The organism is Aminobacterium sp. EBM-42 (assembly GCF_001896635.1).
Taxonomy (GTDB): Bacteria; Synergistota; Synergistia; order Synergistales; family Aminobacteriaceae; genus Aminobacterium; species Aminobacterium colombiense.
Genome location: NZ_MPPC01000008.1, coordinates 1 through 11,431 on the forward strand (window position 1 = coordinate 1; position 11,431 = coordinate 11,431).

At 43.7% G+C, this 11,431-nt stretch carries 11 protein-coding genes; 9 read left to right on the top strand and 2 right to left on the bottom strand.

What is annotated here, in order from left to right:
* Window positions 1–377 precede the first annotated feature (377 nt).
* From BUC50_RS01780 to BUC50_RS01820, 9 genes are all read left to right on the top strand, one after another.
* The gene (locus BUC50_RS01780) at window positions 378–1,088 is read left to right on the top strand and encodes a FadR/GntR family transcriptional regulator (protein ID WP_273015064.1); all 711 of its coding nucleotides are present in this window, start codon (window positions 378–380) and stop codon (window positions 1,086–1,088) included.
* A 323-nt stretch (window positions 1,089–1,411) separates the two neighbouring features.
* Complete coding sequence (locus tag BUC50_RS01785; protein ID WP_286677078.1) at window positions 1,412–2,416, top strand: TRAP transporter substrate-binding protein; 1,005 nt, start codon at window positions 1,412–1,414, stop codon at window positions 2,414–2,416.
* A 97-nt stretch (window positions 2,417–2,513) separates the two neighbouring features.
* On the top strand, window positions 2,514–3,059 hold the full coding sequence (locus tag BUC50_RS01790) for a TRAP transporter small permease (protein ID WP_273313106.1): 546 nt from the start codon (window positions 2,514–2,516) through the stop codon (window positions 3,057–3,059).
* Window positions 3,053–4,336, top strand: coding sequence for a TRAP transporter large permease (locus BUC50_RS01795; protein ID WP_273313109.1), 1,284 nt, complete (start codon window positions 3,053–3,055; stop codon window positions 4,334–4,336). The genes BUC50_RS01790 and BUC50_RS01795 overlap by 7 nt, the downstream gene beginning before the upstream one ends.
* A 90-nt stretch (window positions 4,337–4,426) precedes the next feature.
* Window positions 4,427–5,317 (top strand): fumarate hydratase, encoded by an 891-nt coding sequence (locus tag BUC50_RS01800; RefSeq protein WP_286677079.1) that lies wholly within the window; start codon window positions 4,427–4,429, stop codon window positions 5,315–5,317.
* A 15-nt stretch (window positions 5,318–5,332) separates the two neighbouring features.
* Window positions 5,333–5,920 carry a FumA C-terminus/TtdB family hydratase beta subunit gene (locus BUC50_RS01805; RefSeq protein WP_213700299.1) on the top strand — a complete coding sequence of 196 codons (588 nt, stop codon included), beginning with the start codon at window positions 5,333–5,335 and terminating at the stop codon, window positions 5,918–5,920.
* 46 nt (window positions 5,921–5,966) lie between these two features.
* Window positions 5,967–7,364, top strand: coding sequence for a class II fumarate hydratase (gene fumC, locus BUC50_RS01810; RefSeq protein ID WP_213700300.1), 1,398 nt, complete (start codon window positions 5,967–5,969; stop codon window positions 7,362–7,364).
* 53 nt (window positions 7,365–7,417) lie between these two features.
* A complete protein-coding gene (locus BUC50_RS01815) occupies window positions 7,418–8,746 on the top strand; it encodes an NAD(P)-dependent malic enzyme (protein WP_213700301.1) in 1,329 nt (442 codons plus the stop codon).
* 115 nt (window positions 8,747–8,861) lie between these two features.
* Entirely contained in the window at window positions 8,862–10,217 is a 1,356-nt protein-coding gene (locus BUC50_RS01820) for an MmgE/PrpD family protein (RefSeq protein WP_213700302.1), read from the top strand.
* Window positions 10,218–10,350: 133 nt separating this feature from the next.
* On the opposite strand, the gene BUC50_RS01825 is transcribed toward BUC50_RS01820, so the two are convergent.
* On the bottom strand, window positions 10,351–10,923 hold the full coding sequence (locus tag BUC50_RS01825) for a DUF1847 domain-containing protein (protein WP_213700303.1): 573 nt from the start codon (window positions 10,921–10,923) through the stop codon (window positions 10,351–10,353).
* A gap of 124 nt (window positions 10,924–11,047) precedes the next feature.
* Window positions 11,048–11,431 (bottom strand): patatin-like phospholipase family protein (locus tag BUC50_RS01830; RefSeq protein WP_286677080.1); only part of this gene is annotated, 384 nt, incomplete at its 5' end.

The following is an 11,431-nucleotide window of genomic DNA, read 5'->3' on the forward strand; positions in this document are numbered from 1 at the left end:
CCACTTTTAAGCACCACTTTTTCACCGCTTGTAATATCCGTTGCTATCATCGCGAGGGGGATACAGGCTTCGTCAAAGGAAACATCTCCGAGATTGTCTATTATGAGCAGCGCCTCCCCCAAGGGCTAGTCCTATTTTTTCTTTCTTTATGAGATTTATTGCGATTTGCTGTGCTGCTGCTCACTTTACCTAAGTAAACAGAATAAAACTCTGGCCCATCTACAACCCCCTGCCTGGTGGCAATTGACAAATTATGGTATGTGGTATACCATGTACCAAACAAATAAAACATTTTTCAAACTTCCCACTTAACTCCCCACTTAACTTTTCAACTTAACTTCCCACTCAAATTCCTATAGTAGAGAGGTAAAGACGCCATGTCACTTTCTATGTTTGAGGAAATAAAAACTCGTACGTTGCAAGAGCAAATTTTAGAAAAGTTAAAAGACCTCATAAAAGATGGATCGCTAAAGGCGGGCCAATTTTTACCTTCTGAGAGAGATTTAGCAAAGACACTTGGAGTGAGCCGAATTCCCCTTAGGGAAGCGCTTAACAAGCTCCAAGTTCTTGGTGTGGTTGAAAGGCAGCATGGGAGAAGAACCTTGATCAAAGGGCTTGGAGGCATTCCCATTACGGAAATTATTGAAATAATTTCTGACAGCGGGGATGAAATTGAAACAGTTAATCAGCTAAAAGAAATAAGACTGATTCTTGAAGTAGAAGCAGCAGGTTTGGCATCTCAAAGAAGGGATAAGGATGATTTAAAGAGGTTGGAAGAGTTGGTTGAACTGATGGATAAGGAATATAAAGAAGTGGAAAAGCTTCAAGTACTATCTCTTCGTTTCCACTTGGCAATTGTCGAAGCAGCTAAGAATAGAATCCTGTCTTTGGTTTATCTTTTTTTTCACGATCTCCAACAACGCAGCCGTAAATATTCAAAGAGAATTCATAGTGACCCAATTGGCATAGTCAAAGACCATAAAGAGATTTTCAAGGCGATTCAAGAAAAGGACCGCAAATTAGCAGAAGAGCTAATGAGGAGTCACCTTGATCAAGTGACATTTATTTTGCCTCAGCAAGAGGAATGACAAAGTATTCCATGATCAGTTTTAAGAACCTATTGTGCAACAGTAAAGGCAAAAGATCTAGGGCAGGTTTTAAAAGTTCGCATTATTGCGTTTTTACATGCAATATACATCGTTAGTTCACCCTTATCACGTGGGGTGCTAGTTGTTCGGGAGGTTAGTTAGAACAAACGAGCTGTATTCGGGGGGAGGGATGTTAATCAACAAGAAGCAATAAGCGAGATGTCAAGGGTGATAAATTGATCGTTCGTTATTATTGCCTGTTGGAAGAGGTCTTATTAATTTATGCAGGTGGCTGATATGGCCAAAAGGAGGAGGTTTAACATATGAAAAGGTTTCTACGAGGACTTGCTTTGTTTGTCGTAATGGGCCTGATTTTCGGACTGGTTGGCACGCTTGGAATGGGAAGCGCTTTTGCTAGTTCTGATACGTATGTTTTTAAGCTTGCCATCGAGATGCCGGAGAGGCACCCTTATTGGATGGGAGCTACTAAATTTAACGAGTTGTTGCAGGAGAAAACTGGAGGACGTGTCAAGATAGATATCTATCCAAGTGGTCAACTTGGTACGCAGAAGGATACTGCGGAGGCAGTGGCCATGGGCGCTTTGGAGTTTTCATTGGTGTCAGGTGCTGTTTTAGAAAGATATGACCCTCGAGCTGAGGTGGTACAGCTTCCCTTTGTTTTTAGAGACTTGGATCATGCCCATAAAACAATGTTCGGAGACTTTGGTAAAAAGATGGGCAGCTGGTTCGAGGCAAAAGGCATTATGGTGCCCTCTTTCCTCCTCAATGGCCCTAAGCATGTAACATCAACAATGGCAATCGGCAGCCCAGCAGACATGAAGGGTATCAAGTTGAGAACCCAGCAAGCCCCCACAATGATTGAATTCGGAAAAGCGCTTGGCTGCGTAGTGAGCCCTATGCCATATGGAGAGGTCTATACAGCCCTTCAACTTAACACTGTAGACGCTGAAGTTCAATGTGTGGCCAACGTTCTATTTGATAAACATTACGAAGTTGCAAAGAATATGAACGATGTAACACTTTTTGTCTACCTTGAACCGCTTTTAATGAGCAAGAAGGTTTACGATGGCTTACCCAAGGATATTCAGGAAGCTATTTTGGAATGTGCTGTCGAAGCAGCGGATTGGCAGTGGAACTACTACAGAAGTAATATGCACGAAACGTTTATACCTGAACTCACTAAGCTTGGCGTGAAGTTTAACGCAGGCGACGCAGCAGAATGGAAAAAGGCATTAGAAGATGCAGGCTACTACAATAAATTCGAGCAGCACAAGCCCCTAATGGATGAAATTGCAGACGTCAAGTAACTAGATTATTGCTTAGAGCGGGTGGTCCCATCCCAGAGACCACCCGCCCCTCATAGTGGCAGTGTTGGCGAATAGATTAATGTAGGGGTGATGCAAAATGACAAAGAAAGCAACAACGGGGGCGAGTCCTACGAGATCTGCTATTACGTACCTATGTGATGGTATTGAGGCAGTATTGGATCGTTTTCTGGTTCCCCTCCTAATGGCGAGCCTTGCATTTATAGTCTTTTTTCAGGTGATCAACAGGTTTATTCTTCACATTCCAGCCGCGTGGACTGAGGAAATGGGTCGGTACCTGTTTGTATGGGCTTCATTATTGGGTGCTGTCAGCGGGGTCCGTAAGGGCGCCCATCTAAATGTAGAAATTGTTCAGAATGCTGTTAAAGGTAATTTTCGGCGTATTCTCATGTTAGCAAGTGATATATTCTGCATTATTTTTTTTGGAGTTCTGGGCTACCAGGGCCTATATTGGGTCAAAACTAGTGGAATTAACGTTTTGGCGGACAGTATGGATATACCGATGCTTTACATTCAAGTAATAGTTCCTGTGAGTGCGATCTTGATGCTGATATTTACTGCAGAACATATATATCGCGTTATCAGTAAACATAACAACAAGGAAGCGGGGGACTGCAAATGTTAACGGCTTGGTTGCTGGCAATTTTGGCTATAAGCATCGCCGTTGGTGCTCCGATAGCTGTTTCTCTTGGGCTTACTGCTGTTGGCTATTTTTTGCTCAAAGGCCAGGCTGCTTTTCTCTTTTTGGTCGCTCAGAGACTTTTTGCCGGATGCAACTCTTTTGAACTCATAGCTATTCCATTGTTTGTCCTATCAGGTGATCTCATGCTTGACGGGGCAATTTCTAAAGCATTAGTAGATCTGGCAAAAAGCATGTTTGGCTGGGTGCGGGGAAACCTAGCGTTAACTACTACGCTGGGATCCATGCTTTTCGGTGCTGTATCTGGATCAGGACCTGCCACTGCTTCCGCTATTGGATCAATAGTAGCTGAGCCAATGGCAGAAGAAGGGTACCCAAGAGCGTACACAAGTGCGGTCATTGCGGCTTCGTCGCCGTTGGGTTCTCTTATTCCTCCAAGTATCCTTATGGTGGTTTATGGTGCTGCCTCAGGGGCCTCAATAGCGAAGATGCTCATGTCGGGGATAGGTCCGGGTATTCTATTTGGTGTTCTTTTCATGATTTATGAGATACACGTTGGCAGAAGAGCGCAATATGGCAGCGTGACCCCATTTTCTTTATCTCAATTTCTTGTGGCTTTAAGAAAAGGCATATGGGCGCTTATTGCTCCAGTGATAATTTTGGGCGGGATATATTCAGGGATTTTTACTCCGACGGAGGCAGCTGCTGTAACAGTCTTTTACAGCCTGTTTGTTGGAATGGTTGTGAACCGAACCATAAAGCTGAAAAATCTCCCTTCGATACTTCTCCGAAGTGGCGTTACTTCAGGAGCGATTTTGTTTGTGCTTGGTACCGTGGCTGCTTTTGGTTACGTCATCACGAGGGAGGGAATTCCTCAGCAGCTGACGATAGCAGCTACCTCTATTATAAAAACTCCCATCATGTTCCTTATAGTATCCCAGGTGATCCTGGTTGTGGCTGGAATGCTTATGAATGGCTCAGCTGCAATAATGCTTTTGGTGCCCCTTTTTCTTCCTACAGTGCGACAGTATGGAATAGACCCAGTCTACTTCGGCGGCTTGATGGTGGCGAACCTTTCTATAGGTATGTATACCCCACCAGTGGCAGTAACTTCGTATGTTGCGTCTAGAATAGCTGGAGCGTCGTTTGATGAGACAAACAGGGCATTGGTTCCCTTTTTAGTAGTTTCGTTTATAGCAATAGTCATATTGCTGCTTGTGCCGGGAATCATCACCTTCCTTCCGCATTACCTCTTAGATTAATAGTTGTGCGGCTGTCTGTATATATGAAGAAAATATCGCACAGTCATTTGCCCTTACGAGGGCTCGAATTATTACAAGGAGGGGGTTAATTTGGTACGGTATCCAAATCTTTATCAAGATGTTTACGACATGATTTATAGTTCTACCACATCTATTTCATCAGATGTTAAAGAAATGATGCAAGCTGCTCTAGAGAGAGAAACAAATGATACGGCCAAAAGCATGATGCAGGCCATGCTTGACGACGCGAAAATGGCTGGGGAGAAAGTAAAGCCTTTATGCCAATCTCCAGGATTTCCCACCATATACGTAAGTTTTGGAGACAAATCTTCTCCGAGAGAGGATATTAAAAAAATTTGGGCGGACGCCCTTGTTGAGGGAACCAAGAATCATCTTCTTCGTCCGAGTATGGTTGATACACTCACACGAGAAAACCCGGGGGACAACTCCGGGGTTGGGGTACCAAACTTTGAATTCGACTATTGCCCAGACCAAGAGTATCTCGACATGCTTTTAAGTTTTAAGGGATGTGGTGCAGAGTTGGCCAACGCTATGAAGATCTTTACAGTTGCTCAGCTAGAAAAAGATAAAGACTTCGCAGGTTTGAAGAGATGGGTTCTTGACACAGTAATTAAAGGAGGAGGCAAACCCTGCCCTCCAGGTGCCATAGGCATAGGTTTAGGTGGTCAGATGGACGTTGCTTGCAAACTTGCCAGAAAAGCGGTAAGTACCCGCAGGTGGAACGATGTTCACCCGGACCCCCGGTATGCCGCCCTTGAAAAAGAACTTCTTGAGAACATAAACAGCCTTGGTTTGGGTGCCGCAGGCACAGGTGGAGATACGACCCTTCTCGCGGTGAAGATAGCAGCCGTATCTACTCACACAGCCATAGCCCCCGCAGCCATCTCTTTTCATTGCTGGGCAGCGCGGCGCACCCATGTAAGGCTTTACCCTGATGGCAGAAAAGAAATTCTTTTATAAGGGGGTCTATGTGAAATGGCAGAGAGATTATTGACTGTACCGCTCAAGGAAGAAGAAGTACGAGAGTTAAAGGCAGGGGACGTGGTTTACCTTAAGGGCCCCATCTTCACCTCCAGAGATATGGGACATTTCAATATAAAGCAGCTTCTGGAAAAGAACGAAAAGTTGCCAGTAGACTTTAATGGTTCAGCCATTTTTCACGCAGGACCAGTAGTCAACAAGAAGAAAGACGGCATCTATGAATTAGTAGTTATCGGTCCTACCACTAGTATCCGTATGGAACCCTACTATAAGATGGTTGCCGACCTGGGGGTCAGGGCCATTATTGGCAAGGGAGGGTTAGCTGAAGATAGTTTGAGGCAGTTTGCTGAAACAGGACAGGTATATCTTCAGGCCGCTCCCGGCTGTGCTGTGGTACTTGCCGAGGGAATATCTAAAATTAAAGAAGTGCATTGGCTTGAGCTAGGGGTTCCTGAGGCCTTATGGGTGCTAGACGCACACAAATTTGGTCCTCTTGTTGTTGGGATGGACTCCCATGGCGTAAGTGTCTATAAGGAACTGAGGGAAAAAGCAGAAACGAGAAACAAAGAACTATACGGTTAAGCCCAGTGTTTCTTTATAGGTAAAAATGTTCTAAGGAGGCTGTGTTATGGAATATAGAATTGAGAAAGATTCGATGGGTGAAGTCAAAGTTCCGGTAGATAAATTATATGGGGCTCAATCTCAACGGAGCATTGATAATTTCAAAATAGGCATAGAGAAAATGCCTAAAGAAGTTATCGAGGCCTTTGCGATCCTTAAAAAGGCTGCTGCACTTGCCAATAACAAGCTTGGTGTTCTTGATGATGTGAGAGCTAAGGCTATCGCCCAGGCAGCAGATGAAGTTCTGGAAGGCAAACTCGAAGGCAACTTTGGCCTTGCAGTATGGCAGACTGGAAGTGGAACGCAGTCTAATATGAACGTGAATGAAGTTCTCGCGAATAGAGCAAACCAGATTCTTAATGATCCCGAACATAAGGTTCACCCAAACAACCACGTGAATAAGTCTCAAAGCTCAAATGATACTTTCCCCACAGCTATGCATATAACAGCTGTTTTAACTTTGGAAAATGATCTTCTTCCTTCATTAAAACAATTGAAAGATACACTACATGAAAAATCTGTCCAATATATGGATATCGTTAAGACAGGCCGAACCCATCTTCAGGATGCTACACCTCTGACGTTGGGGCAGGAAATTAGCGGCTGGGTTCGGATGCTTGAGAGAAGTGAAGAAATGATTCTCTCCGGCGTATCTTTCCTTAAGGATCTGGCTCTTGGTGGTACGGCTGTGGGTACAGGTCTGAATGCTGCCGTTGGCTTTGATGTGGAGGTCGCAGCCCAGATAAGTGCCCTTACAGGAAAGGATTTCAAGACAGCTCCCAATAAATTCCATTCACTTACTAGCAAGGATGAGCTTGTCTTTGCTCACGGAGCTTTGAAAGCCTTGGCAGCAGATCTTTTAAAGATAGTGAATGACATCAGGTGGCTTGCTGCCGGGCCACGATGCAGCATTGGAGAGCTTTTAATTCCGGAAAACGAGCCGGGAAGCTCTATAATGCCGGGAAAAGTCAATCCTACCCAGTGTGAAGCAGTTTCCATGGTGGTGGCCCAGGTAATGGGCAATGATGTCACTGTAGGATTTGCGGCTAGTCAGGGGAACTTTGAACTTAATGTCTACATGCCCGTTCTTATCCTTAACTTCTTGCAGTCCTCCCGCCTTCTTGCCGATTGCATGAGATCTTTTAACGATCATTGTGCGTCTGGACTTGAGGCAGACGAGGAAAGGATCAGCCATTTCGTGACCAACTCTCTCATGAACGTTACGGCTCTCAACCCTTACATTGGCTATGACAAATCGGCAGAGATCGCTAAAAAGGCCCATAAAGACGGTTCTACTTTAAAAGAAGCAGCTTTGGCACTAGGGTATCTTTCCGAGGAAGAGTTCGATAAATATATGGACCTCAAAGCCATGTGTGCACCTAAAACAGTGAAGGTAAAAGAGTAAAATAAGCACCTATTCGAATTTTTGACGTGGAAGACATTAAGGAGGCCAAAATTATGCTCAGCAAAGAAGATCTTCTCAAAAAAGCGAAGAAACCAGCAGAAGATGCCATGAAGCTTCACCCCTTCTATAAGGGAAAGATGCAGACATCACTAAAATGCTGCATCAGGAATGTTGACGATTTTGCGATTTGGTACACTCCAGGTGTTGCGGCGCCTTGTAAGGCGATTAAGGAAGACATTGATTTGTCTTATGAATTTACTAACCGGGCAAACACTGTTGCAGTTGTTAGCGACGGCACAAGAGTTCTTGGTCTTGGCGACATAGGTCCTGAGGCAGGAATGCCTGTCATGGAAGGTAAGGCTCTTCTCTTTAAGTATCTTGGCGGAGTAGATGCTGTGGCGATTTGTCTTGATACCAAAGACCCTGACAAGATCATTGAAGCAGTTAGGCTTATAGCTCCAAGTTTTGGCGGCATTAATCTCGAAGACATTGCTCAGCCCAAGTGTTTTTACATTTTGGACGAGCTTCGCAAAGATTGTAAAATACCTGTGTGGCATGATGACCAGCAGGGAACAGCGGCGGTAAACCTCGCTGGTCTATATAGCGCGTTGAAGATTGTAGGGAAAAAGATAGAGGAAGCGAAAGTCCGTTTCTTTGGGGCAGGGGCAGCAAGTGTTGCCACAGCGAGAATATTAATTAGTGCTGGAGTAAAGCCTGAAAATATCATCATGTCAGATAGCAAAGGAACCCTTCACAAGGGGAGGACAGAGCTCAAGGGAGCGTTCGACGCGAAGTGGCACCTTGCCCAGATCACAAATCCCGAAGGGATAGAGGGTGGCCCCGAGGTGTTATTCGAAGGTGCAGATGCGGTTTATTGCTACACTAAACCAGGTCCTGGCATAGTTAAGAAAGAATGGGTTTCCCGCATGGCCAAGGATGCCATTCTTTTCGCATGCGCAAACCCGATCCCCGAGATTTGGCCTTGGGAAGCCAAAGAAGCGGGTGCTAGAATAGTCGCTACGGGAAGATCTGACTTCCCCAACCAGGTAAACAACTCCCTTGGGTTCCCCGGCATATTCCGAGGGACGCTAGATGTCCAGGCGAGAACGATAACAGATGAAATGTGTATTGCCGCAGCTCAGACTCTCTCAAAATGTGCTGAGAAAAAAGGTCTCTCAGAAGAGTACCTGATCCCCACAATGGATGAAGCCTGGGTTTACCCAGAAGTCGCTACAGCAGTGGCGTTGAAGGCAATTGAGCAGGGAATAGCCAGAAAGGTCTTCTCTAGAGAGGAATTGCTGAAGATGGCTACTGAAAAGATTCAGTACGCCCAGAACATGACAAAGTGCCTCACTGAAAATAATTTCATAAAGATGCCCTAAAATAAACTGAGATCGAAACAGAAGTCAGTGGCAAAGAAATTTGCCACCGACTTCTGTTATCTTAATATTATGCAAAAGAGCGGGAGAGATAAATAGAAACAAAGGAGTGTTGGGTATGGCCGGTATTACAAAAGGAATCAGCAGGCAATGTGCTGATTTCGTATCGTTTCTTTCTTTTTCTGATTTGGATCAGAAAACAGTAACTATTGCTAAGAAATGCATTATAGACTGGTTGGGATGCGTTCTTGGGGGTTCCTCTACTCCGGCAGCTTCTATCATTGAAAGTCTTGTGGCAGATATGGGAGGAAAGTCACAAGCCACATTTATAGGGAGTTTCAATAAGGGAACGACCCTCCAAGCAGCTATGGTGAATGCTTATAACTGCCATATTCTTGAAATGGATGACGTTCATAAAAGCTCCATATCCCATCCTGCAGCACCTGTAATTTCCGCCGCTTTTTCTCTTGCGGAGTATTTGGAGAGTTCCGGAAAAGATTTAATAGAAGCCATAGTGGCTGGTTATGATGTAATGATACGGATTGGAGAGGCAGTATCCCCTTCCCATTATGCTATTTGGCATACAACTTCTACCTGTGGTGCATTTGGTGCGGCAGCTGCAACGGCAAAGCTTTTGCATCTGGATGAAGTAGAAACCCTTTATTCTTTGGGCAACGCAGGTACTCAGGCTGCGGGTTTTTGGGAGTTTGCAACCGATAAGGCTATGACAAAGTATCTTCACTGTGGTAAAGCGGCCTATAACGGGCTTATCTCTTCTCTTATGTCAAAAAAAGGTTTTACAGGAGCGACAAGAATACTGGAAGGGGATAGAGGTTTTTTTAGAGCTTGTTCTACTGAGACGAATTTTAGTGAAAGTTTTAAAGATATGGGACAGAATTACAGAATAAATGAGACTGTTTATAAGCCCTATGCTTCTTGCCGTCACACCCACGGTCCGATTAACGCTACGTTGGAGCTTCGTGATCAAAAAGGTTTTTCGTACGAAGATGTTGAAGATATAACTGTAGAAACCTACGATACAGCGTTAAGACTTGTCGGAAACACCGATTTTTCCACGTCACCAGCGGCAAAATTTTGTCTACCTTATTGCCTGGCTAGTGCCTTAGTGTTCGGGAAGGTTGGCGTGACAGAATTTAAAGAAGAAAAACTAAAGGATCCTCGTATTAAGAGAATAGTTCCCGTAGTTAAAATCATGCCCACTGACGAAATGAATTCTTTATACCCTTCGAAGTGGGCTTCGAGGATCACAATTAAAACAATACAAGGTGATTTTTATAGCTTTTTTATCGAATATCCAAAGGGCGATCCTGAAAACACCATGACGGATTTTGAAATAGAAGATAAATATCTCGAGTTGGCGACCCTTAAAGTAGAAAAATCAAAAGCCCTTGAATTATTGCAAAAATGTCGTTCTATTGAAGATTGCGATAATCTAAAGAACTTTTTTGTTTAACTTAGGATAATGATCCGTACTTAATTTTTAAAGGTATTTACAGAAAACATCTGGGCCCCCACCATAAAATGGGATGGGGGTTCCTAGGTGTTTTTTACAACGGTTAATTGAAAAATGACTTTTTATTTTAATTTTATTTTAACTCCTTGCCGAGATCTGATCGTATATAAGGGCAATAAAGAGCTGCCACAGGATTATGACCCAGTTTTCGGTCTTTTGTTACTATTGTTGTGACAGGGGCTTTCGAGTACTTATAAAAAAGAGAGTCGTGACCAACACATAGACCTAAAACTATATTAAACTCTGTGCCTTCGTTGTTAAGTATTCTTGCTTGTTCTATAGGATTACATGAATATTCCCCTATCCGAGGGTTTTTTGCCATTTCAAATTCATCTTTTTTTATGCTCCCTACCTTGCAACATACGGAGTGCACTTCAAATTCTTTTGAAAAAATTTCACCAAGGGTTTTTGCTTCTTTTCTCATGCCGAGGCAAAAGGCAATGCCAATTTTTTTAAAATTCATTCTTCTCGTAAATTCAAGGGTCTCATCTACACGGCATATTTCTTTGTAGAAAAGAGCTTCGATCTCTGCTGCAACTACCAAAAGTTTGCGGTCGAGAGGATCGTCGTAAAGAGAAATGCTATCTGTCTTTTTACAGGGATCACCTATGTAGCATGATTTTTCTTTGCAAAGATGACATTTCATGTCTAGACCTCCCATTATAATTACGAATATTCTAATCCTTAAAAGGGATGGCCACCAATTTGGGGGTTAAAAGAACAATATATAATCCCCAGTAAAGATAACCTTAGATTGTGACTTTGTCCAACTAACCCACAATTTTATTTTCCCCCAACATTCTTTTTGCTTCCATATACCCTATTTCGATTATATTCTCAGCTTTGCTTATATCGAAAGTGTTGAAAGGGGAAAGGTCTGGCCTGATAAGAATATCGCTTTCCTCTGTCTGAAGTTTTGTAGCGGTTTCCAGCGCGATGTGGAAGGATTTGAATAGCACTTCTATAATATTCTCTGGTTTTTTTTGCTTTAATTTGCCAAAGAGATCAACGCTGATGATGAAGTTAGCTCCCATATCCTTAAGGGGTGATATGGGGACATTTTCCACAAGTTCGCCGTCGACGAGGAGTCGATTGTCTATCTCCACAGGAATAAAAATACCTGGGATGCACGAGCTTGCCATTACGGCAGCCGC

Coding starts and splice junctions, on each gene's coding strand:
- BUC50_RS01780 (WP_273015064.1), top strand. CDS start 378: ATGTCACTTTCTATGTTTGAGGAAATAAAAACTCGTACGTTGCAAGAG.
- BUC50_RS01785 (WP_286677078.1), top strand. CDS start 1,412: ATGAAAAGGTTTCTACGAGGACTTGCTTTGTTTGTCGTAATGGGCCTG.
- BUC50_RS01790 (WP_273313106.1), top strand. CDS start 2,514: ATGACAAAGAAAGCAACAACGGGGGCGAGTCCTACGAGATCTGCTATT.
- BUC50_RS01795 (WP_273313109.1), top strand. CDS start 3,053: ATGTTAACGGCTTGGTTGCTGGCAATTTTGGCTATAAGCATCGCCGTT.
- BUC50_RS01805 (WP_213700299.1), top strand. CDS start 5,333: ATGGCAGAGAGATTATTGACTGTACCGCTCAAGGAAGAAGAAGTACGA.
- fumC (WP_213700300.1), top strand. CDS start 5,967: ATGGAATATAGAATTGAGAAAGATTCGATGGGTGAAGTCAAAGTTCCG.
- BUC50_RS01815 (WP_213700301.1), top strand. CDS start 7,418: ATGCTCAGCAAAGAAGATCTTCTCAAAAAAGCGAAGAAACCAGCAGAA.
- BUC50_RS01820 (WP_213700302.1), top strand. CDS start 8,862: ATGGCCGGTATTACAAAAGGAATCAGCAGGCAATGTGCTGATTTCGTA.
- BUC50_RS01825 (WP_213700303.1), bottom strand. CDS start 10,923: ATGAAATGTCATCTTTGCAAAGAAAAATCATGCTACATAGGTGATCCC.